This is a genomic window from Intrasporangium oryzae NRRL B-24470 (genome assembly GCF_000576595.1).
In the GTDB taxonomy this organism is placed as follows: Bacteria; Actinomycetota; Actinomycetes; order Actinomycetales; family Dermatophilaceae; genus Intrasporangium_C; species Intrasporangium_C oryzae.
In genome coordinates this window covers 76,544-99,030 of the sequence record NZ_AWSA01000002.1, presented here as the reverse complement: position 1 = coordinate 99,030, position 22,487 = coordinate 76,544, and the positions used below count along the sequence as shown (strand labels likewise).

Genomic DNA, 22,487 nt, shown 5'->3' with positions numbered 1-22,487 from the left:
GGCCCGGGTGAGGGCCCTCGCTCCGCGGCGGTCGGACTGGGCGTCGGTGCACCTCGGCCGGGACCTGCCGGCCGGCCTCATGGTGGGCCTCGTCGCACTACCGCTCGCCCTCGGCTTCGGGGTGAGCTCGGGCATGGGTGCCACGGCCGGGCTCATCACGGCGGTCGTCGCCGGCGCGGTCGCCGCGGTCTTCGGCGGCAGCCGCGTGCAGGTCAGCGGACCGACCGGAGCCATGACCGTCGTCCTGGTCCCGATCATCGCGGCACACGGTGCCAGCGGGGTTCTCGTCGTCGGGCTGCTCGCGGGACTCATCCTCGTCGGCCTCGGGTTCATGGGAGCGGGCCGGTTCATCCGCTACGTGCCCGTCCCCGTCGTCGAGGGGTTCACGCTGGGCATCGCCGCCATCATCCTGCTGCAACAGGTCCCGGCCACCCTCGGCGTGCACGTCGAGGCCGAGAAGGTGCTGGCCCAGGCGGTCGGCGCGGCCGCCGAGTGGGCTTCGCATCCGCAGTGGCCGCCGGTCGCCGTTGCCGTCGCGGTCACCGCGGGGGTCCTCGTCCTCGCACGGGTCCGTCCCGGGGTGCCGTGGGCGCTCGTGGTGGTCGCGCTGGCCACGGTCGCCGACTCGGTGCTCCACCTCGGCCTGCGGACGATCGGGACGATCCCCGCCGGGCTGCCGGCCCCGTCGCTGCCCGCGGTCCCGTACTCCGACCTCGGCTCCCTGCTGCTCCCGGCCGTCGCCGTCGCCGCACTCGCCGCCCTGGAGAGCCTGCTGTCTGCAACCGTCGCCGACGCCCTGAGTGTCGGACAGCGCCACGACCCCGACCGCGAGCTCGTCGGGCAGGGGCTCGCCAACCTCGCGGCCCCGCTCTTCGGAGGCATCCCGGCGACGGCGGCCATCGCCCGGACGGCCGTGAACGTGCGCTCGGGCGCGACCTCGAGGCTCGCCGCCCTCGTCCACGCCGGCCTGCTCCTCGTCGTCGTCCTGATCGCCTCGCGGTGGGTCGGGCTGATCCCCACCGCCGCGCTGGCCGGCGTTCTCGTCGCCACAGCGGTGCAGATGGTCAGGGTCTCGAGCCTGGGAGCGCTGCTGCGCTCGTCGCGCGGCGACGCGATCGTGCTCGTCGGCACGGCGGCGGCCACGGTCCTGCTCGACCTCGTGATGGCCGTGCTCCTCGGCCTGGTCATGGCCGGCTTCTTCGTCCTCCAGCAGGCCGCGCGCTCGGTCCGGCTCGAGGAGGTCCCGCTCGACGACACCGACCACTCCGACGAGGAGAAGGCCCTGCTCGACGAGCACATCGTCGCCTACCGGATCGACGGCCCGATCTTCTTCGGCGCCGCCCACGACTTCCTGCTCGAGCTCACCGAGGTGAGCGAGGTCCGGGTCGTCGTGCTGCGCATGTCGCGGGTCACCGTCATCGACGCCACGGGCGCGACCGTCCTCGCCGACACGATCGCCCGGCTCGAGGGCCGGGGGATCACCGTGCTGCTGTCGGGCGTCAGGCCGCAGCACGAGCGGATCCTGCGCGAGCTCGGGGCCTATGACGGCCTGGCCCACGAGAGGCACCTGTTCGCGACGACCCCCGACGCGATCGAGCACGCCCGGCTCCACGCGTCCAGGGTGGTGCACCAGCCCGACGACGCTCCTGCGGGCGGACGCCGGGCATGACGGCGAGGTGACGCGCGGACCGCGGGGACCAGGCGCAACGGGCCCAGCGGCATACAGGACAATGACGCGCATGACGCGTTTCACGAAGGGCCACGGCACCGAGAACGACTTCGTGCTCGTCCCCGACCTCGAGGGCACCCTCGAGCTGACCCCCGCCCAGGTGCAGCGCCTTGCCGACCGGCACGCCGGCCTCGGGGGCGACGGGGTGATCCGCGTCGTCCGAACCGAGCACGCGGTCGACGACAGCGTGCGGGCGCTCGCCCCGGCTGCCGAGTGGTTCATGGACTACCGCAACGCCGACGGCTCCCTCGCCGAGATGTGCGGAAACGGCACGCGCGTCTTCGCCGCCTACCTGCGTCGCGAGGGGCTCGTTACGGGTGACAGCTTCACCATCGCCACCCGGGCGGGCGTCAAGACGATCCGCGTCACCCCCCAGGGGTATGCCGTCAACCTCGGACCGTGGCGCCTGACCGACGAGGAGGGGGCCCGGCGCGACGGGTTCGACATCATGGTCCGGCCGCACCACGGCAAGCCGGTGCCCGCGCTCTCGCTCGACCTCGGCAACCCGCACGCCGTCGTCATGCTTCCCGAGGGCATCGCCCTCGAGAACCTCGACCTCACCGAGGCGCCGGAGATCCATCCCGCGCCGACCGGCGGTGCGAACGTCGAGTTCGTCCGGCCGGTCGGACCCGGCCACATCTCCATGCGGGTCCACGAGCGCGGCGTCGGCGAGACCCGGTCCTGCGGCACGGGGGCGGCCGCGGCCGCCCTGGCGACCCGCTTCTGGTCCGGCGTCGAGGACGACCGGCCCTGGACCGTCGACGTCCCCGGCGGCAGGCTCACGGTGACGCCGCTGCCCGGGCAGTGCGTCGAGCTGGCCGGCCCTGCCGAGCTCGTCGCCGACGGCGACGTCACCCTCTGACGTCACACGCTCTGACGTCACCCTCCGGCGTCCTCCGGGCCCGACGGGAGCCACGAGAGCGGGAGCGCGCCGGGCGTCAGGCTCCGGCGTGGGTCTCGTCCGGTCCGGTGTCCGCCTTGACCGCGCCGCGGCGTCCGAGGGCCGCCTCCGGCCCTCGGGTCGTGTCACGGATCGTCTGCTGCTCGGCCTCGGCGTTGATCTCGGCGCCGAGGAGCGTGACGAAGGCCGTGATCCAGAGCCACAGCATGAGCACGACCACCCCGGCCAGCGCCCCGTAGGTCTTGTTGTAGCTGCCGAAGGTGTTGGCGTAGAACGCGAACCCGAGCGATGCGACGACCCAGATGACGGTCGCGACCACGGCACCCACCGAGACCCAGCTGAACCGCGCCGCGTGGCGGTCCGGAGCCCACCGGTAGAGCAGGGCGAGAGCCACGGCCACGGCGACGACGAGGAGCAGCCAGCGCACGCCCTGGAGGGCCGTGCGCACGGGACCGGAGGCGCCGACGGCGTCGAACACCGCCGGCGCGACCGCGATGAGGGAGAGCGTGACGGCGAGGAACAGGATCGCGCCGAGCGTGAGGGCCAGGGCGAGCGCCTTGCGGCGGACGAAGCCGCGGGTCTCGTCCTCGTCGTAGGACACGTTGACCGCCGTGATGAGGTTGCCGACCCCGCCGGAGGCACTCCACAGTGCAAGGACGAGGGCCACCACGAGCCCGAGGCCGAGGGAATGGGTCGGACGGGACGTGATCGAGTGCATCTGCCCGATCACGAGTGAGGCGGCGTCGCGCGGCAGGACACCCGCGAGCTGCCGTGACTGGTCCGCCACGGTTTGAGGGCTCGCCACGAGGCCGTACAGCATGGCTGCGGCGATCATGGCCGGGAAGAGCGAGAGGAAGGCGAAGAAGGCCACTCCCGCGGCGAGCAGGGGCACCTGGTCGCGTTTCGCCTCCGCCCATGCGCGTCTGGACACCTGCAGCCAGCCCCGCCGCGGGATCTGCGTGGGCTCGGTCGCCCGGGCGCCCGGGTGGTCGTGCGTGAGGGTGTCGCCGTGTGCCGCCATGGGGACGTCCTACCCGCTCCGACGGCGACCGAACCGGGGCGACGCACCACCAGGGGGCCGCTACGTCGTGCGGCGCACCTCGAGGATCCGGAAGGCCTTGGCCGAGGAGAGCCGCGTGCAGGCCATGCCCCAGTCCTGGGTGTTGATCCACTTCTGGAGCGAGTCGGAGCCGAGGTGCTTCTGCACGACGAGGTGCGCGACGCCTGCGTCCGTGAGGCGGGGGAGCCAGCGCTCGAGGAGGGCGTGGAGGGCCGCCTTGCCGACGTGGATCGGCGGGTTGGACCAGATCGTGTCGAAGCGCACGTCTGCCGGCACGTCGTCCGGCTCGCTGAAGGTGACGTTGGAGACTCCGGCCTCGGCCGCGTTGGCGCGGGACAGGTCGAGCGACCGCCGGTTGACGTCGACGCCCCACACGTGGGCGCCGGGGGAGCGCAGCGCCATCGTGAGCGAGATCGGCCCCCACCCGCAGCCGATGTCGAGGAGGTTGCCCGTCGGGCTCGGGTCGGGCGCCCCGGCGAGGAGCACTGCGGTGCCGGGGTCGAGGCGGTCGGGGGAGTAGACCCCGCGGGCCGTCCAGAGCCGCAGGTCGCGGCCGTCGAGCCGGACCTCGATGCGTCTGCGCTCCTCCGGGGTCGCCGGCTCGGCGCTGAAGTAGTGGTCGGTCTGCTCAGTCATCAGGGATCACGGTAGTCGCCGCCGGCGGTGCGCCTCGGCAATGCGGGAGGCCTCGGGCACAAACGAGTGGCCTCGGGTGTTGAGGTGGTGGGACCCTAGGGAGAACATGACACGCAAGAACACCACGAACACCGATCTCTTCGCGACGCGGGCCGAGGCGCTCGCCGACGACATCCACGAGGCCGACGAGAGCGCCCTGCTCTACGACGGCGACCAGCTCGACCGTGAGGAACGTGCGGCGCTCCGTCGCGTCGGTGGGCTCTCCACCGAGCTCGAGGACATCACCGAGGTCGAGTACCGCCAGCTCCGACTCGAGCGCGTGGTCCTTGCAGCGGTCTGGACCGAGGGCAGCGCAGAGGACGCCGAGAACTCCATCCGTGAGCTGGCAGCCCTCGCCGAGACGGCCGGCTCGACCGTCCTCGAGGGCGTCATCCAGCGCCGCCAGCGCCCCGACCCGGCGACCTACCTCGGCAAGGGCAAGGCGCTCGAGCTGCGCGACATCGTCGTCGCCGAGGGCGCCGACACCGTCATCTGCGACGGCGAGCTGGCTCCCAGCCAGCGCCGCGCCCTCGAGGACGTCGTCAAGGTCAAGGTCATCGACCGGACGGCGCTTATCCTCGACATCTTCGCCCAGCACGCGAAGAGCCGAGAGGGCAAGGCCCAGGTCGAGCTGGCCCAGCTGCAGTACCTCCTCCCGCGCCTGCGTGGGTGGGGTGAGTCGATGTCCCGTCAGGCCGGTGGCCGGGTGGCCGGAGGTGAGGGCATCGGATCCCGTGGTCCCGGTGAGACGAAGATCGAGCTCGACCGCCGCCGGATCAACACCAAGATCGCCAAGCTCCGCCGCGACATCAAGGACATGAAGACGAGCCGCGACACCAAGCGTCACGGGCGGCGGGCCGGCGGCATCCCCAGCGTCGCCATCGCGGGCTACACCAACGCCGGCAAGAGCTCGCTGCTCAACCGGCTGACCGGGGCGGGTGTCCTCGTACAGAACCAGCTCTTCGCGACCCTCGACCCGACCGTGCGCCGCGCCGAGACCGAGGACGGCCGGGTCTACACGCTCGCCGACACCGTCGGTTTCGTCCGATCCCTCCCGCACCAGCTCGTCGAGGCCTTCCGCTCGACGCTCGAGGAGGTCGGCGATGCCGACCTGCTGCTCCACGTCGTCGACGGCTCGCACCCCGACCCGGAGGGCCAGATCTCGGCCGTCCGCGAGGTGCTCGCTGAGGTCGGTGGTGACCGGATCAAGGAGGTCATCGTCGTCAACAAGGCCGACATCGCCGACCCGGACGTCCTCGACCGGCTGCGCCGCCACGAGAAGCACTGCATCACCGTGTCGGCCCGCACCGGCGCGGGGATCGACGAGCTCCTCGCTCTGGTCGCGCGCGAGCTGCCCAAGCCCGACATCGAGGTCGAGGTCCTCGTGCCGTACCACCGCGGCGACCTCATCTCCCGGATCCACGAGGACGGCGAGATCCTCGAGAGCGAGCACGTCGCCGAGGGAACCCGGGTCCGCGCGAAGGTCACGCCGGCCATCGAGGCCGACCTCACGGCATACGCCGTCGTCGCGAGCTGACCGCTCCCCGCGACGGCACGACGCCCCCGGAACGCCACGGCGCCCCGGGGGCGTCGCCGTCGGCGGCGTCCGACACGATGGGGCCATGCCACTCGACGCCTCCGCACACCCGATCGAGGACACCTGGCTCACGACGCCGCGCCTGATCCTCCGGCGCCCCCGATCGACCGACCTCGACGACTACGTCCGGCTGCACACCGACCCGCGGACCTATGCCTACGCGCCCTCGTCCATGCCGACACCGGCGCAGTGCGTGGAGCGTCTCGAGGCCGACCTCCACTCGTGGGCCGACGAGGGGGTCGGGTATGCCGCCGTGCTCGACCGCGTGACGGGCGCGCTCGTCGGGTGGGCGGGTCTACGCGAGGGTGAGGTGGAGGGCGAACGCTTCTTCAACCTGTACTACAGGTTGAGTCATGACCGGCTCGGCCAGGGCCTGGGGAAGGAGATCGCTCGGGCCGTCGTCGCCTGGGGGGTCGAGCACCGGCCCGACCTCCCACTGACCGCGCTCGTCGACCAGGTCAACCGGTCGTCGCTGGCGACGGCCGAGGCGGCCGGTCTCGTCCGGACGGGTCTGCGCCGTCACGTCGACCGCGCGCCCGAGGACCCGCCGATGGTCCGCTTCGAGACGCCGGTCACCGAGGTGGTGCGCGCCCCCGAGGCGCTCGCGCCCGAGCTCCTCGACCTCTGGGTCCGCGTCAACGACGCGGGCGGTGCGGTCGGGTTTCTCGCGGGCACCCCTCGCCACGAGGTGGCGTCCGTCCTCGACACGCACCTGGCGGCTGTCGCCGCGGGGATGTCCCTGCTCGCCGTGCTCCGTGACCCCGACGAGACGCTGCGCGGGTTCGGGTTCTGGGAGCACACGTCGACGTTGCCCTACGCCCACGTCGCCGTGCTCAAGCGGCTCATGGTCGACCCCGAGGCGCAGGGGCGCAATCTCGGCCGGCTGCTCCTCGCCGGGATGGTCGGGGTCGCCCGGCGCGAGCTGCCGGCCGTCGAGATCCTCCGGCTCAGCTACCGCAGCGGCCTCGGCCTCGGCGACTTCTACGCCTCCATGGGCTGGACCGAGGTGGGCCGGGTGCCCGCGGGCCTGTGGCTCGGTGGGCACGACTACCGCGACGACGTCGAGATGGCCCGTCGGGTCGACGGTGGTCCCCTCGTCGGCGACGGCCGGACCTGACGCGTCACGCGGGGCGACGGGGGCAACCGCCCGGTCGGCAAGGCCTCAGGACAGGCCCGTGACCGACCCGTCGGCGTCGACGTCGATGCGCTCGGCGTTGGGCGAGCTCGAGAGGCCGGGCATCGTGCGCATGTCGCCGCAGATCGCGTAGACGTAGCCCGCCCCGACCGCCGCGCGGACCTCGCGGACGGGCATGCGCCAGCCGCGTGGAGCGCCCTTGAGCGTGGGGTCCGACGAGATGGACAGGTGCGTCTTGGCGATGACGACGGGCAGCCCTCCGAAGCCGAGTCGCTCGTAGTCGCGCAGGCCCCGGGCGGCCGCGGGCGACAGCTCGATGCCGTCGGCGCCGTAGATCTGCGTCGCGATGGCCTCGATCTTCTGCTCGAGCGGCAGGTCCAGGGGGTAGAGGAACTCGAACCGCGTGGGTTCGTGCGCGGCCTCCATGACGATCTCGGCGAGCTCGCGCGCGCCGGCGCCGCCGTCGGCGACATGGGTCGTGACGGCGGCGCGCACGCCGAGCCGGCTGCAGAACCGGCGGATGACCTCGTGCTCGGACGCGTGGTCGTCGGGGAAGGCGTTGATGGCGACGACCGGGGTGACGCCGAAGCGCCGCACGATCTCGATGTGCTTGCGCAGGTTGGGCAGGCCCGCCTCGACGTCGGACGGGTTCTCGGCGAGCAGGCCGTCCGGGAGGGGCTTGCCCGGGCGGATCGACCAGTGCCCCGAGTGGGACTTGAGGGCGCGCACGGTCGCGACGACCACGGCGGCGTCGGGCCGCAGACCGCTGACCCGGCACTTGACGTCGAAGAACCGCTCCGCGCCCATGTCCGCGCCGAAACCGGCCTCCGTGACGACGTAGTCGCTGCCCCGCATCCCGATGAGGTCGGCGGTGACCGACGACGTGCCGGTGGCGATGTTGCCGAAGGGGCCGCAGTGGACGATCGCCGGGCCCCCCTCGAGGGTCTGCAGGAGGTTGGGCTTGAGAGCGTCGCTGAGCAGGGCCGCCATGGCTCCCGCGGCGTGCAGGTCGTCGGCCGTCACGCCCTTGCCCGCGGTCGTGTAGCCGACGACGATGCGGCCGAGCCGCTCGCGGAGGTCCTGGAGCGAGGTCGCGAGCGTCAGCAGCACCATGACCTCGCTCGCCGCCGTGATGTCGAAGCCCGTCTCCCGGACGACGCCGTCCTCGCGCGCGCCCAATCCGACGACGACGTTGCGCAGGGCGCGGTCGTTGACGTCGAGGACCCGCCGCCACGTGATGTTGCGGAGGTCGAGGCCGAGCTCGTTGCCGTGGTGGAGGTGGTTGTCGATCATCGCGGCGAGGAGGTTGTGGGCGGCCGTGACCGCGTGGAAGTCGCCGGTGAGGTGAAGGTTGAGCCGCTCCATCGGCAGGACCTGGCTGTAGCCGCCTCCGGCCGCCCCGCCCTTGATCCCGAACGTCGGGCCCATCGACGGCTGGCGCAGGGCGACCACGGCCCGCCGGCCGAGCCGCCCGAGGCCCTGGACGAGACCGACCGCCGTCGTCGTCTTGCCCTCCCCGAGCGGGGTGGGCGTGATGGCCGTGACGACGACGTACTTCGCCGTATGCCGCTGCGTCGGCTCGCCGAGGACGGCGAGGTCGATCTTCGCGACGTCCCGGCCGTACGGCTCGAGGTGTGCCGGGGTCACGTCGAGCTCGGCGGCGACGTCCTCGAGGGGGCGCAGGGTCGCCGCGCTCGCGATCTCGAGGTCGGACGGCAGGGGAGAGGTCATGGCTCGATCCAACTCCCGGCACGGGGCCCCGGCAACAGAATCGCCGGAGTGAAGCCCATCTCACGAACAGATCTCGAGTGTCGGGGGGGCCGCGACGCCCGGGACACGGGTGGGGACGAGTTCCCGGGGAGCGAGCCCGGCGGCATACGCTGAGCCAATGTCCTCACGCCGACCGCTCGACGACCTCCTGCACGCCGCGGTCTCGGGGGTGGGCGGCGCCGAGCGGCCCGGCCAGGTCGAGATGGCGAGGGCGGTCGCACACGCCATCGACTCCGGCGAGCACCTGCTCGTCCAGGCGGGGACCGGCACCGGGAAGTCGCTCGCCTACCTCGTCCCCGCGGTGGCCCACGCCGACGAGACGGGCCGGCCGGCCGTCGTCGCCACGGCGACGCTCGCCCTGCAGGCTCAGATCGTCGACCGCGACATGCCCCGCGTCGCCGACGCGCTCGAGCCCCTCCTCGGACGACGCCCGACCTACGCCCTCGTCAAGGGCCGGCGCAACTACGTCTGCCTCAACAAGCTCGAGGGGGGTTTTCCCGACGAGGAGGAGGGGCTCTTCGGCATCGGCCAGGTCGACGCGACTGCCGGCCGTCTCGGGGCCGAGGTCGTCCGCCTGCGCGAGTGGGCCTCCGAGACCGAGTCCGGTGACCGCGACGAGCTCGTCCCCGGCGTCTCCGAACGGGCCTGGCGACAGGTGTCGGTCTCGGCCCACGAGTGCCTCGGGGGCAAGTGCCCGTTCGTCGCCGACTGCTTCGTCGAGCGGGCGCGTGAAGCCGCCCGCGAGGTCGACGTGATCGTGACCAACCACTCGTTCATGGCCATCGACTCCTTCGAGGGACGCCAGATGCTCCCTGAGCACGACGTCCTCGTCGTCGACGAGGCCCACGAGCTCGTCGACCGCGTCACGGCGACGATCACCGACGAGCTGACCGGGGCGATGGTCGCGACGGCCGCCAAGCGGGCCGGGCGGCTCTCCGACAACAGCGCCACCCTCGACGAGGCCGCCGAGATCCTCTCGGCCGCTCTCGAGCCGCTCGACGACGGGCGGATGCTCGGCCTGCCCGACTCCGTCCAGCTCGCCCTCGCACGGGTCCGCGACACTGCGCGCGCCGTCCAGAGCGACCTCAAGCCGGCTCCCGGGGAGGAGGCCGACGGGGCTCGCCAGGTCGCGCGGGCCGCCGTCGACGAGATCCACGAGAATGCTGAACGGATCCTCGAGGAGCGTGAGCTCGACGTCGTCTGGCTGAGCCACGACCCGCGTCGGGGGCCCGTCCTGCGGGTCGCCCCGATGAGCGTCGCGACGCTGGTGCGCGACAAGGTCTTCGCCGAGCGCACCGTCGTCCTCACGTCGGCGACCCTCGAGCTGGGCGGCACCTTCGACGCGGTCGCCGGGACGATCGGCCTGCGCGGCGAGGGCGCGCCCGGGTGGACCGGCCTCGACGTCGGCAGCCCCTTCGACTACCCGAGGCAGGCGATCGCCTATGTCGCCGCGCACCTGCCGCCTCCGGGTCGCGACGGTGCGAGCGACGAGAGCCTCGACGAGATCGAGGCCCTCGTCCGCGCGGCCGGGGGGCGCACCCTCGGGCTCTTCTCCTCGATGCGGGCGGCCCAGACCGCCGCCGAGATCATGCGGGCTCGGTTCGGGGACGACATCCCCGTCCTGTGCCAGGGCGAGGACCAGATCTCGACACTCGTGCGCCAGTTCGCCCGCGACCCGCGCACGTGCCTCTTCGGCACGCTCACCCTCTGGCAGGGGGTCGACGTCCCCGGGTCGTCGTGCCAGCTGATCATCATCGACCGGATCCCCTTCCCGCGGCCCGACGACCCCCTGGCGTCCGCTCGCTCGCAGGCGATCGCCCGCATGGGCGGCAACGGCTTCATGGCCGTCTCCGCGACCCATGCGGCGCTGCGTCTCGCCCAGGGCGCCGGGCGGCTCGTCCGGCGTGCCGACGACCGCGGCGTCGTCGCCTTCCTCGACTCCCGGATGATGACGGCCCGGTATGCCGGGTTCCTCCAGCGCTCGCTGCCTCCCTTCTGGCCCACGACCGACCGCGCGATGGTCCTCGGGGCCCTCGCGCGGCTCGACGAGACCGCGCCGCCGCCGCTGCCCGTCGAGGAGCCCGCCCTGCGCTCGCTCACCGGGGCCCGGGCCGACGCCGACGGGACGGAGCACCCGCGCCCGGTCGCGAGCCCGCCACCGGTGGCCGCTTCGAGCCGGAGCGCGGTCACGGGGGGCCACGCGTGGACCGACGAGGAGGACGACGAGCTGCGCGACGCTGCGGAGGCGGGCATGCAGGTCGACGAGCTCGTCGACCACTTCGACCTGCCCGAGGAGGTCATCTCGGCCCGGCTCGACCAGCTCGGCCTGCGCCTCGCGGCGACCGACCTCTTCGGCTGAGGGCACCACCACGCGCCGAGAGACGGCAGAACATCCAGCCAAACCACAGGCCGTAGACCCGACATGGTGCGCGCTGGGTCCCTAGGCTCGTCTCATCGTCCCCAACGGCGGGGACGCGACACCATGGAGGTCACACATGGCTGACTGGGCTGCAGACGTGAAGAAGTACGCTCCCGACGCCGACGACACCGTCATCGCCGGGATCGTCAAGCACTGCGGCATCGCCCTCCAGAGCGCCGACTCGTCGCTCGTCTCATTCTCCGACCCGGCCGAGCTGGCCCGGGTCCGCGAGTCGTTCCTCAAGAAGAAGCTCGGCCTGACCGAGGACGACGCGAGCCTCGACGCGGCGATCTCGTCGGTCGGAGCCAAGCTCGCCGGGACCTCCCGGCGCAACCGCGTGACCGTCTACTACCTGCTCGCCGACCACTTCGGCAAGCTGTCCCTCTTCGGCTGAGCGGTCCGCAGGGCCAGACCCGGCTTGACGCCGGAGGGGACGGCTCTCGCCGTCCCCTCCGTCGTCGTCGTCCATGCGTGTCGTGGGTCGTTCGGGCCGAGACCGCGGCCACCGGATCACGGGGTTGGGTCACGGCGCGAAGGTCACGGCGTGGAGGTCTTGGCGCCGCGCAGCGCCGGGAGCTGGATGAGGTTGGAGGTGCCCTGAGGGATGACGATGAGGGCGTCCCCGTGGTCCTTCAGCATGTCGATGTACTTGCTCATGAGCACCTGCTCGTTGAGCCGGTTCTGGCAGCGGTCGGAGGGAACGGGCACGACCTTGACGGCCGTGACCTCCTTGCCGTTGATGACCTCCTTGACCTGGGTCGAGGTGGCGCCGCAGCGGATGATCTGGTCGGCGTCGGACGTCGCCTGGGCCTCGGTCTTGGTGATCTCGGCCTTGGCGAGCGCCGTCTGAAGGTCGGCCTTGGCGGCCTCGGCGTTGGCGAGCGAGCTCTGGACCTTGTCGTAGTTGGCCTGGACGCTCTGGTCGAGGCTGATGGCCCGCGGGTCGACCTGCTCCACCGTCACGCCGACCTCGCCGAGGCGCTTCTCCAGACCCTCGGTGATGCGCAGGGCGAGCTGCGACCGGGACTGGCGCACGGTCGCAGCCGTGAACGTCGTCGGGGCGTCACGGGTCACCGAGGAGACGCCGGGCAGGACGGCCCGCGCGATGAAGGCGTCCTGGTCGGGGTACTGGCGGATGATCTCCGGGAGCTTGCCCGGGTTGATGGAGTAGCGGATCGTCACGTCGTAGGCGACGGTCGCGTTGTCGCTCGTCACCGTCGGGACCCGTCCGCCCTCGTCGTCGGCGAGGGAGATGGTCTGGTTGCGGATGTCGAAGGTGATGAGGTCCTGCCACGGCGCCTTGGCATGGATGCCCGTCGCGCTGATGACCTCGTCGCCGACGGTGCCGAACGTCTTCGTCACGGCCGCCTCACCTGCGTCGAGCCGATAGAAGGAGGCAGCGCCCACCACGACGAAGGCGAGGACGAGGGGGATGGGGGCGAGGCGGGAGAGCCGCCGCGGGTGGTCCCCGAGCCGGAGCAGGATGATGCCGGCGACGAGGAGCAGCAGGGCGAGCACGAGCGAGAACATGGACCATCGCTTTCGGACGGGTCGGGGTGGCGCCGCGGTGTCGGGCGCGCGTGGCAAGGTTGACGTCATGGCGCCCGCACCCGTTCCCTCGCTCGTCCTCGTCAGCGGACCCGAGGAGATCCTCGTCGACCGGGCGATCACGAGCACCCTTGCGGAGGCGCGGGCCGCAGGCGCCGAGGTGATCCGCCTCGACGCGGCGACCTACGAGGCGGGGGCCCTGCTCATGCACGCGAGCCCGTCGCTGTTCGGCGGGTCCAAGTGCCTGGTCGTGCGCGACCTGCACGAGGCGTCCGACGAGCTGCAGCTCGACCTGCTCGCCCTGCTCGCGGATCCGGCGCCCGACGTCAGCCTCGTCGTGACGCACGGTGGCGGGATGAAGGGCAAGAAGGTCCTCGACACGATGAAGCGGCTCGGCGCGCACACGGTCGAGTGTCCGGCGATCAAGACCGACCGCGACAAGAGCGACTTCGTCATGAAGGAGTTCTCGAGCGCCCGGCGCAAGATCACCGGCGAGGGCGTGCGGGCGCTCGTCGAGGCCGTGGGCAAGGACGTCCGCGAGCTCGCGTCCGCGTCCTCCCAGCTCATCGCCGACACCGAGGGCGTCGTCGACGACGCCGTGGTCGACGTCTACCACGGCGGCAAGGTCGAGGCGACGGGTTTCCGGGTCGCCGACGCGACGGTCGCCGGGCAGCAGGGCGAGGCGCTGCGGCTCCTCCGCCACGCCATCGCCACGGGCGTCGACCCGGTCCCGATCGTCGCGGTCCTCGCCGCGCAGCTGCGCCAGCTGATCAAGGTCGGCTCGGCCGGACGCGGCAGCTCCGCCCAGCTGGCCAGGTCCCTCGGCATGGCCCCCTGGCAGGTCGACAAGGCACGCCGCTCGATCGGTCACTGGAGCGCCGAGGGCCTCGCCGTCGCCGTCCAGGCCGTTGCCGCGGCCGACTTCGAAGTCAAGGGGGGCGGGCGCGACCCCGTGTATGCCGTCGAGCGGGCGATCCTCACCATCACCCGCGCGCGGGGCGCCCGGTGACACCGGCGCGGGGCGCGTCGCGGAGCGGGCGCTGACCGGAGCGCGGTCGCGAACCCGGCAGGACGGCATACGGGCGCGGGGGAGCGCCGGCCGGGCATCCGGGCCGGTTTGGTCCGGTGACCGCGCCGCTGGTAACTTTGACCCTTGCGTGCGCGCTCAGGTCGTGCGCGCATGCATGCACCACCCAGAGCCGCTCACGCAGGGTGCCCCACGCCCGGTCCCGAGCAGCTTTGCCGCCCTCTAACGGCAGATATCCCGACCAAGAAAGAAACCCCAACGTGGCAAACATCAAGTCGCAGCTCAAGCGCATCAAGACGAACGCCAAGCGCACCGAGCGCAACAAGGCCGTCAAGAGCGAGCTCCGCACCTGGATCCGGAAGTTCCGCGAGGCTGCTGCCTCGGGCGACAAGGAGGCGACCTCCGACGCCCTCAAGATCGCTTCGAAGAAGCTCGACAAGGCCGTTTCGAAGGGTGTCATCCACCAGAACCAGGCCGCCAACAAGAAGTCGGCCATGGCCAAGAAGGCTGCGTCCCTCTGACGCACCCCACCGGCTGCCGGAACGCCGACGGGCCCGTCACCTCACGGTGACGGGCCCGTCGGCGTTCCGGGATCCGTCGCGCCCCGCGGACCGGTCAGCGGCGACGGTGCGCCCGCGCGGCCGCGATGACCTCGTCGTAGCGGGCCCTGGGCAGGACGGCGCCCTCGCGCCGGATCGAGTCGGGAGCCACCCGGACGAGCCGGTTGACCCGCACCTCGCTCGGGCGACCCTGACGGTCCCACGGGCCGGCCCCGATGTCGACCCACTCGCGGCCTGAGGCGCGTTCCTGGCGCTCGTCACGGTCGTGGTCCTTGCTCGTCAGGGGGAGCACGACGAGCCATCCGCCCTCGCGGCCGATGACGAGGACCGGCCGGTCCTTGCCCTGGGTGTGGTCCTCCTCGTACGGGACCCACGTCCAGACGATCTCTCCAGGGTCTGCCTCGCCGTCGCGGCGGGGCGCATAGGTCGTGTCGGGCAACGACGTCGCGTCCCCGGGATACGGCGCGACCCCGGTCGGGGCGCCCCTGCCGGGAGGTGGGGCAGTGCGGGTGCTCCGAGAGGTCGTGACGGTGCCGGAGGGGCGGAGCAGGCGGCGCAGGCCGCCGAGCAGGCGCTCGAACGAGGTCGACATGGCGTCACGGTAGCGAGGCGCCGATAGAATCGGGGTCTCATCCGGGTCGACGGCGATCCGCCGCCACGCCCACGACCCGGAGTCGAGCCCCTTGATCCCCTCGAAGCACCGCGCCACCTACGCCATCCTCGCCCTCGCCATCGGGGGCTTCGCCATCGGCACGACCGAGTTCGTCACCATGGGGCTACTCCCGCAGATCGCCGCCGGGACCGGCGTCAGCATCGCCACAGCGGGTCACTACGTCTCGGCCTACGCCCTCGGCGTCGTCGTCGGTGCGCCCCTCATCGCCGTGGTCGCCGCGAGGGTGCCGCGCAAGGGCCTGCTCATGGGACTCATGGCCTTCTTCGCCGTCGCCCACCTCGCCATCCTGGCCGCCAACAGCTATGCCACCGTGATGGGCGCCCGCTTCCTCGCGGGGATCCCGCACGGTGCCTTCTTCGGGATCGGCTCGGTCGTCGCGGCCTCGCTCGTCCCGCACGAGCGGCGCACCGCCGCGGTGGCCATGATCCTCGGCGGCCTCGCCGTGTCCAACGTCGTCGGCGTTCCCGTCGCCACCGTCCTCGGCCAGCGCGTCTCGTGGCACGCGCCCTACGTCGCCGTGGGGCTCATCGCCGCACTCACGGTCCTCGCAATCGCCACGTGGATGCCGCACCAACCCGCCAACGGCGAGGAGTCCATGCGGACCGAGCTGCGGGCCCTGCGTCGCCCGCAGGTCTGGCTCGCCCTGCTCATCGGCACGGTCGGCTTCGGCGGCATGTTCGCGATGTACTCCTACATCACCCCGACGATGACCGACCTCGCCGGCCTCGACGAGAGGTACATCCCCTGGGTCCTCGCGGCCTACGGGATCGGCATGGTCGCCGGCATGGTCCTCTCGGGCCGAGTCGCCCGCTACGGCATCCTGCGCGGGATCATCGCCTCCCTCGGGCTCATCGCGGCACTCCTCGCCGTCTTCGGGCCGGCCGCGCACGTCCTCTGGCTCGCCGTCGTGATGGTCTTCCTCCTCGGGCTGGTGCCCTCGATCCTCGTGCCGCTCCTCCAGACCCGGCTCATGGACGTCGCCCACGAAGGGCAGTCCCTCGCCGCCGCGCTCAACCACTCGACGCTCAACACGGCCAACGCCCTGGGCGCGTGGCTCGGCTCGGTGGTCCTCACGCTCGGGTGGGGCTACGGCGCGCCGAGCCTCGTCGGTGCCGTCCTCGCCGTCCTCGGGGTGGGGGTCGCCGTCCTGTCGGCCGTCCTCGAGCGGCGCACGCGCACTGCGGTGCGCGGTGAGCAGGAGCTCGTCGCCGCCTGAGACTCTGCTCCCGTCACGACCTACGGTCCACCAGTGAGTCGTCAGGTGCCGTCCACGGCGGACTCGCCGGGCGGCGCGTAGCGTCCGGGGCCCGGCGCGTCCCAGTCTCGACCGGTCGCGGCCGGGGTCTCGTGCGCGCCCGCTGCGATCCCGTCCACGGCGGTCGCGTAGACGGGCGACCGCTCCGGCGCGGGGGCGTCGGGGGTCCGTCCGGGTGGGACCGCGGCGATCGACCGGGCCGTCGGGGCGAACCCGACCATGGCCGGGATCCGGTACGAGCCGGGCTCCACGGGCTCGCGCCAGAGCCACTGCTCCCGCGGCCGCCAGAGCAGGCGTCCCGGGCGGCGCCGGTCGCGCAGTGCGTGCATGCGCCAGAGCAGGGCGGGGTGTGAGGAGGTCGCGTTGGACACCCACACGAAGAAGCCCGGCTCGGTGACGGCCCGGTCGGCCATCGCGTCGGCGTCGACGGACCGGCCGAGGTACTTGCCGGCGGCGAGCGTCGTCATCGCCGAGCGTGCGCCCTCGGGGGCGAGCGCGTGGCCGTAGTTGTCGGCGGTGTACTCCTGCGCGCGGCTGAGGGTCGACCCGACGACCGGGATCCACTGCGCGGCGACCGTGCCGAGGACGCGCCAGTAGCTCGTGTGGCCGGCGGCGATGTGCCCGACCTCGTGGGCGATGACGAAGCGGAGGGCCTCGGGCTCCCGCGCGGACCCGCCGACCTCGAACAGGTCGCTGTTGATCATGACGAACCGGCGGAACCCATGACCCGAGGCCGACGCGTTGATGACCCCGTTGCCGATGACGACGTAGGCGTCGGGGACGAAGGACAGGCCCGACCTGCCGGCGGCATCGACGAGCATCTCGAACGCCTCCGGGAACTGCTCCGGCGTCACCTTGATGCCGCGGAGTCGCTCCTGGGCCCAGAGCTGGCCGCGGGCGAACCAGATGAGGACGGGCGCGCCGATGAGGGCCACGGCGTAGACGTTGGGGTCGCGGTCCTCGGTCAGCGCCGCGGAGACCTCGGAGATCGCCATGACGAGGAGCACGACCGAGGCGAGGATCGCGACGACGAGGCTGAGGATCTCGCGCGGGTGGCGGACCACGCGCCGCATGGGCAGGTGGGATCCTGCCGGCACGGGAAGGATCTGCATCGGTTGCGCGCGCATGGGGAACATTGTGGGGCAGGAGCCCGCCTGGGGCGCGGAGGGCGGTGAGCGGCATACGGAAAAAGCGTGGGAGACTGTCCTGATCGTTCGTCCTGTCACCACCCCCACACCTGCGAGGTTCGTCCCACCGTGTCGCCAATGGCCCGCACCGCGCTTGCTCCCCACGCGACGCCGCCCGAGCTGATCCGCAACTTCTGCATCATCGCGCACATCGACCACGGCAAGTCGACCCTCGCCGACCGCATGCTCCAGCTGACGGGCGTCGTCGACGCGCGCGCCATGCGCGCGCAGTACCTCGACCGGATGGACATCGAGCGCGAGCGCGGCATCACGATCAAGAGCCAGGCCGTGCGCATGCCGTGGGAGGTCGACGGCACGACCTACGCCCTCAACATGATCGACACGCCCGGCCACGTCGACTTCACGTACGAGGTCTCGCGCTCCCTCGCCGCGTGTGAGGGCGCGGTCCTGCTCGTCGACGCCGCGCAGGGCATCGAGGCGCAGACCCTCGCCAACCTCTACCTGGCGATGGAGAACGACCTCACGATCATCCCCGTCCTCAACAAGATCGACCTGCCGGCCGCACAGCCCGAGAAGTATGCCGAGGAGCTGGCCAAGCTCATCGGCGTCGAGCCGGAGGACTGCCTCAGGGTCTCCGGCAAGACGGGCGCGGGTGTCGAGCCGCTCCTCGACACGATCGTGGCCAAGCTCCCCGCGCCGGTCGGCAACCCCGACGCCCCGGCCCGCGCGATGATCTTCGACTCCGTCTACGACACCTACCGCGGCGTCGTCACCTACGTCCGCGTCGTCGACGGCAACCTCAACCCGCGCGAGCGGATCGTCATGATGTCGACGAAGGCGACGCACGAGCTCCTCGAGATCGGCGTCATCAGCCCCGAGCCCGTCCCGAGCAAGGGCCTCGGCGTCGGCGAGGTGGGCTACCTCATCACCGGCGTCAAGGACGTGCGCCAGTCCCGCGTCGGCGACACGGTCACCAACGCCAGCAAGCCGGCGACGAAGGACCTCGGCGGCTACCGCGACCCCAAGCCGATGGTGTTCTCGGGCCTCTACCCGATCGACGGGTCCGACTACCCCGACCTGCGCGAGGCGCTCGACAAGCTCAAGCTCAACGACGCCGCGCTCGTCTACGAGCCGGAGACGTCCGCCGCGCTCGGCTTCGGCTTCCGCTGCGGGTTCCTCGGCCTGCTCCACCTCGAGATCGTCCGGGAGCGGCTCGAGCGGGAGTTCGGGCTCGACCTCATCTCGACGCAGCCCAACGTCGTCTACGACGTGACGATGGACGACGGCAAGCAGGTCCACGTCACCAACCCGAGCGAGTACCCCGACGGCAAGATCCGCGAGGTGAGCGAGCCCGTCGTCCGCGCGACGATCCTCGCCCCGACCGAGTTCGTCGGAGCGATCATGGAGCTCTGCCAGCAGAAGCGCGGCAACCTGCGCGGCATGGACTACCTCTCCGAGGACCGCGTCGAGATGCGCTACACCCTGCCGCTCGCCGAGATCGTCTTCGACTTCTTCGACCAGCTGAAGTCGCGGACCCGGGGCTACGCCTCGCTCGACTACGAGCCCGACGGGGAGCAGGTCGCCGACCTCGTCAAGGTCGAGATCCTCCTCCAGGGCGAGACGGTCGACGCGTTCTCGGCCATCGTCCACAAGGACAAGGCCTACGCCTACGGCGTCATGATGGCGAGCAAGCTCAAGGACCTCATCCCGCGCCAGCAGTTCGAGGTCCCGATCCAGGCGGCCATCGGCTCGCGGATCATCGCCCGCGAGAACATCCGCGCGATCCGCAAGGACGTGCTTGCCAAGTGCTACGGCGGCGACATCAGCCGTAAGCGCAAGCTCCTCGAGAAGCAGAAGGAGGGCAAGAAGCGGATGAAGATGGTCGGCCGCGTCGAGGTCCCCCAGGAGGCGTTCATCGCCGCGCTCTCGAGCGACAGCGCGGGCGACAAGGCGAAGAAGTAGCCGGACCCGCAGCCCTTCCCGACCGAGGCGTGCGGCGCTAGTCGGCGAGGAGCTTGCGGCGCAGCCGCTCGGTGTCCGCGGGCGTCCACCCGTGGCCGCCGAGCCAGCCGTGCACGCCGCCGTAGTGGCGCTCCAACGCAGCGAGGAGCAGACGCATCGTGTCGGGCTGGGGCGACTGCTGGGCGACGGTCTTGCCGGCGAGGTTCTCGGCGTATGCCGGCCGGGCTCGGAGCCGCTCCATGATCGCGGCGACGCGTTCGGCCGAGGCGGCGAAGTCGGCCATGACGACCTCGTCGGGCGTCCCGACGACCTTGAGCGCCAGACCGACGATCGTGCCGGTGCGGTCCTTGCCCGCAGCGCAGTGGACGACGACCGCGCCCTCGCTGTGCGCGACGGCGCGCAGGGCCGCGACGACCGAGTCGGGGCGCGTGGCGAGGTAGGACAGGTAGTGCTCCGACCAGTACTCGTCGTGGCCCGGCCGGTGCTCGGCCGCCTCGGCGGCGGCGCGGCGCTCGTCGGTCTCCCACGGCAGGGCGCGCTCGGCGGCCGGGATCCCGGACTCCTCGGTGTCCTCGCGGTAGAGCGTCAGGTGGTGGTGTCGCACGGAGGCGATCCCACGAAGCGGTCCGGCGCCTTCCTTGGCCACCTCGACGTGGGTGCGCAGGTCGACGACGTCGGTGACGGCATACGTCTCGAGGAGGGTGCGTACGGACTCGGGGGTGAGGTCCTGCAGGTTGTCGGACCGGAGCAGGCGCCGGGGCCGCACGACCTCGCCGCTCTCGGTGGTGATGCCGCCGAGGTCCCGCATGTTGACGACGCCCGCGAGCTCGATCCAGTTCGGTTGGTGCACCCCTCGACCTTACGTGAGCTCACCGAAACCCGGTTGCACGATCATGGGAACCGTCGTATATCTTGACGTCGAGATAATCGGGCCGGAACGGCACGGACGACAGGGGACAGGATGAGCACACAGGTGGCCGAACCGCTGACGAGGCGGGGGATTCCGATCGACCGAGACCTGCGGATCCTCGCCCTCGGCTCCTTCGCCAACCGCTTCGGTGCCGGGGCCGTGATGACGACGAGCGCCCTCTACTTCACCCGCCAGGTCGGCTTCACGGCGACCCAGGTAGCGCTCGCGATGTCGGTGTCCGCCGTCGTCGGCATCGTCGTCCAGATGCCGGCCGGCCAGCTCGGCGACATCAGGGGCCCGCGCGAGGTCCTGATGATGTTCATGACCGGCGCGGCCCTCTTCAGCGCGCCCCCCGTCTTCGCCCGCACTCCCTGGATGCTCGCCCTGCTCCTCGGCCTGCTCGCCGCCTTCGAGCGCTCGGCCGGAGCGGTCAACCAGGGCGTCATCGCCCAGCTCGCGACCGGAGGCCGGGGCGTCCTCTTCAAGGCGTACCTCCGGGCCGTGACCAACACCGCCCTCGGCCTCGGCTCCGTCTTCGGCGGCGCCGCCCTGATCATCGACGAGACGTGGGCCTACGTCGCCGTCTTCTTCCTCAACGCCGTCTTCACGGGCTTCGCCGCGTGGAACACGACCCGGCTCCCGCACCTGCCGGCCCACCCGCGGGAGGAGGGCGAGCCGCGCCTCGCGGTCCTTCGCGACGTCCCCTACGTCGTCATCGCGGCGATCACCGGGCTCTTCTCGCTGCACTTCTTCGTCATGGAGCTCGGTCTCGCCCTCTACATCTCGAAGCACACCGAGGCTCCGACCGTCATGGTCGCGGTCCTGCTCATCATCAACACGGCCATGGTCGCGCTCTTCCAGGTGCGCCTGTCGCGGCGGGCCGACTCCGTCGAAGCGGGGGCGAGGGCGCTCGTCCGCGGCGCCTGCTGGATCGCGGGCGGGTTCGCGGTCGTCGGCCTGGCCGACCGCGGCGGCGCGTGGTTCGCCGTCGCTGCTCTCGTGGCCGGCTCGCTCGTCCACGTCGTCGGCGAGATGATCGGCTCGGGCGGGCAGTGGGGTCTCCAGATGGGTCTCGCCCCCCACGAGCGGCAGGGTCAGTACCAGGGCTTCGCCGGCCTCGGCTTCAGCATCATGGCCGTCATCGGCCCGCCGATCGTCACGTTCTTCTGTGTCGACCAGGGTGAGCGCGGCTGGTACATGCTCGCCGGGATCATGGTCGGCATCGCGCTCGTGTCCGTGCCGGCCGCCCGGTGGGCGCTCGCGTCCCGGGCCCGCTACGGCGTAACGACCCACTCGGGCTGATGCGCAGTCCGGGGAGGGCCCACGGGCGGTCTCGGCGACGTGCGGCCCTCGCGATCAGCGCCGGGCGACGTCGATCGAGCGGATGCTGATCGACCGGAACGGTCTGCCGTCCGGCCTCGTGTCCTCGCCCCCGCGGGCGGCGATCGCGTCGACGACCTCCATCCCGGTCAGGACCCGCCCGAAGACGGGGTAGACCGGGTCGCCCGGTCGCACGGTGAAGTCGCGGTAGACGATGGCGAACTCGCCCGAGGTCGTGTCGAGCCCGCCACCCCGGCCCATGATGACGGTCCCGCGGGCGTACCGGCCGCCGGGCGGCACGTTCTCCGCGGCCAGGCCGTAGCCCGGGTCTCCGGCCCTGCGGTCCGTGGGGTCGCCGCACTGGAGGAACGCAGTCGGCGAGAGGTAGCTCGTCAGGCGGTTGCACGCGCTGTCGGTCCAGTAGCCGCCCCGTGCGAGCTGGACGAACGACGCGACGGTGCGCGGGGCGTCCGTGCCGTCGAGCTCGAGCCCGACGTCACCACACGTCGTGTGCAGGGTGGCGCCCCACGTCCCCACGGCGGCCGCGGCCGCGGACGGCCCGGGAGCCGAGAAGCGCGGGATGCTCGTCCTCGGCGGGGGCGGGGATGCGCAGCCCGTCGTCGGCGCGGCGACGGGCTGCGGGCCGCGCGCGGTGAAGGTCACCGCGAGCCAGACCAGCGCCGCGACGGCGATCGCGACGAGGAGGACGACCGCGGCGCGCACCGACCGGGCCGCGCCCGGCGCCTCGTCCCCCGGAGCAGGAACGCTCATGCGCCGAGCGTAGGCCGCGTCCGTGTC

Annotated in this window: 19 protein-coding genes; 11 read left to right on the top strand and 8 right to left on the bottom strand. The window is 72.1% G+C overall.

Going from position 1 to position 22,487, the window contains the following annotated elements; genetic code table 11:
- Positions 1 to 7: 7 nt before the first annotated feature.
- Complete coding sequence (locus N865_RS01330; RefSeq protein ID WP_245603622.1) at positions 8 to 1,669, top strand: SulP family inorganic anion transporter; 1,662 nt, start codon at positions 8 to 10, stop codon at positions 1,667 to 1,669.
- A gap of 61 nt (positions 1,670 to 1,730) precedes the next feature.
- Positions 1,731 to 2,591, top strand: coding sequence for a diaminopimelate epimerase (gene dapF, locus N865_RS01325; protein WP_034800648.1), 861 nt, complete (start codon positions 1,731 to 1,733; stop codon positions 2,589 to 2,591).
- 76 nt (positions 2,592 to 2,667) lie between these two features.
- Here the strand turns inward: dapF and N865_RS01320 are convergent, their stop codons facing one another.
- Positions 2,668 to 3,651, bottom strand: coding sequence for a YihY/virulence factor BrkB family protein (locus N865_RS01320; protein WP_034800647.1), 984 nt, complete (start codon positions 3,649 to 3,651; stop codon positions 2,668 to 2,670).
- A gap of 60 nt (positions 3,652 to 3,711) precedes the next feature.
- Positions 3,712 to 4,326, bottom strand: a complete 615-nt coding sequence (locus N865_RS01315; protein WP_034800646.1) for a class I SAM-dependent methyltransferase — start codon at positions 4,324 to 4,326, stop codon at positions 3,712 to 3,714.
- 106 nt (positions 4,327 to 4,432) lie between these two features.
- Between N865_RS01315 and hflX the strand changes: the two genes are divergently transcribed.
- Entirely contained in the window at positions 4,433 to 5,902 is a 1,470-nt protein-coding gene (gene hflX, locus N865_RS01310; protein ID WP_034800645.1) for a GTPase HflX, read from the top strand.
- An 85-nt stretch (positions 5,903 to 5,987) separates the two neighbouring features.
- Positions 5,988 to 7,079 carry a GNAT family N-acetyltransferase gene (locus N865_RS21450; RefSeq protein ID WP_051509804.1) on the top strand — a complete coding sequence of 364 codons (1,092 nt, stop codon included), beginning with the start codon at positions 5,988 to 5,990 and terminating at the stop codon, positions 7,077 to 7,079.
- Between the two features lie 45 nt (positions 7,080 to 7,124).
- Here the strand turns inward: N865_RS21450 and N865_RS01300 are convergent, their stop codons facing one another.
- Positions 7,125 to 8,828 (bottom strand): formate--tetrahydrofolate ligase, encoded by a 1,704-nt coding sequence (locus N865_RS01300; protein ID WP_034800644.1) that lies wholly within the window; start codon positions 8,826 to 8,828, stop codon positions 7,125 to 7,127.
- A 157-nt stretch (positions 8,829 to 8,985) separates the two neighbouring features.
- On the opposite strand from N865_RS01300, the gene N865_RS01295 reads away from it, so the two are divergent.
- On the top strand, positions 8,986 to 11,226 hold the full coding sequence (locus N865_RS01295; protein WP_034800643.1) for an ATP-dependent DNA helicase: 2,241 nt from the start codon (positions 8,986 to 8,988) through the stop codon (positions 11,224 to 11,226).
- A gap of 136 nt (positions 11,227 to 11,362) precedes the next feature.
- A complete protein-coding gene (locus N865_RS01290; protein WP_034800641.1) occupies positions 11,363 to 11,680 on the top strand; it encodes a DUF2853 family protein in 318 nt (105 codons plus the stop codon).
- Between the two features lie 143 nt (positions 11,681 to 11,823).
- Here the strand turns inward: N865_RS01290 and N865_RS01285 are convergent, their stop codons facing one another.
- Positions 11,824 to 12,816 carry a prohibitin family protein gene (locus N865_RS01285; RefSeq protein ID WP_034800639.1) on the bottom strand — a complete coding sequence of 331 codons (993 nt, stop codon included), beginning with the start codon at positions 12,814 to 12,816 and terminating at the stop codon, positions 11,824 to 11,826.
- Between the two features lie 67 nt (positions 12,817 to 12,883).
- On the opposite strand from N865_RS01285, the gene holA reads away from it, so the two are divergent.
- Together holA and rpsT are read left to right on the top strand one after the other, a co-directional pair.
- Positions 12,884 to 13,843, top strand: coding sequence for a DNA polymerase III subunit delta (holA, locus tag N865_RS01280; protein ID WP_034800770.1), 960 nt, complete (start codon positions 12,884 to 12,886; stop codon positions 13,841 to 13,843).
- 278 nt (positions 13,844 to 14,121) lie between these two features.
- On the top strand, positions 14,122 to 14,382 hold the full coding sequence (gene rpsT / locus N865_RS01275) for a 30S ribosomal protein S20 (protein ID WP_034800637.1): 261 nt from the start codon (positions 14,122 to 14,124) through the stop codon (positions 14,380 to 14,382).
- A gap of 94 nt (positions 14,383 to 14,476) precedes the next feature.
- On the opposite strand, the gene N865_RS01270 is transcribed toward rpsT, so the two are convergent.
- Complete coding sequence (locus tag N865_RS01270) at positions 14,477 to 15,013, bottom strand: type II toxin-antitoxin system PemK/MazF family toxin (RefSeq protein WP_034800767.1); 537 nt, start codon at positions 15,011 to 15,013, stop codon at positions 14,477 to 14,479.
- Between the two features lie 91 nt (positions 15,014 to 15,104).
- Here N865_RS01270 and N865_RS01265 point away from each other — a divergent pair, with 91 nt between their 5' ends.
- Positions 15,105 to 16,310, top strand: a complete 1,206-nt coding sequence (locus tag N865_RS01265) for an MFS transporter (RefSeq protein ID WP_034800635.1) — start codon at positions 15,105 to 15,107, stop codon at positions 16,308 to 16,310.
- 41 nt (positions 16,311 to 16,351) lie between these two features.
- Here the strand turns inward: N865_RS01265 and N865_RS01260 are convergent, their stop codons facing one another.
- Entirely contained in the window at positions 16,352 to 17,476 is a 1,125-nt protein-coding gene (locus N865_RS01260) for a M48 family metallopeptidase (protein ID WP_245603621.1), read from the bottom strand.
- Between the two features lie 138 nt (positions 17,477 to 17,614).
- On the opposite strand from N865_RS01260, the gene lepA reads away from it, so the two are divergent.
- Positions 17,615 to 19,459 carry a translation elongation factor 4 gene (gene lepA, locus N865_RS01255; protein WP_034800633.1) on the top strand — a complete coding sequence of 615 codons (1,845 nt, stop codon included), beginning with the start codon at positions 17,615 to 17,617 and terminating at the stop codon, positions 19,457 to 19,459.
- Positions 19,460 to 19,496: 37 nt separating this feature from the next.
- On the opposite strand, the gene N865_RS01250 is transcribed toward lepA, so the two are convergent.
- The gene (locus tag N865_RS01250) at positions 19,497 to 20,309 is read right to left on the bottom strand and encodes a tyrosine-protein phosphatase (RefSeq protein ID WP_034800631.1); all 813 of its coding nucleotides are present in this window, start codon (positions 20,307 to 20,309) and stop codon (positions 19,497 to 19,499) included.
- Positions 20,310 to 20,420: 111 nt separating this feature from the next.
- Between N865_RS01250 and N865_RS01245 the strand changes: the two genes are divergently transcribed.
- Positions 20,421 to 21,671 (top strand): MFS transporter, encoded by a 1,251-nt coding sequence (locus tag N865_RS01245; protein WP_084327840.1) that lies wholly within the window; start codon positions 20,421 to 20,423, stop codon positions 21,669 to 21,671.
- Between the two features lie 54 nt (positions 21,672 to 21,725).
- Here N865_RS01245 and N865_RS01240 read toward each other — a convergent pair whose 3' ends face one another.
- A complete protein-coding gene (locus N865_RS01240) occupies positions 21,726 to 22,460 on the bottom strand; it encodes a peptidylprolyl isomerase (RefSeq protein ID WP_084327839.1) in 735 nt (244 codons plus the stop codon).
- Positions 22,461 to 22,487: the final 27 nt, after the last annotated feature.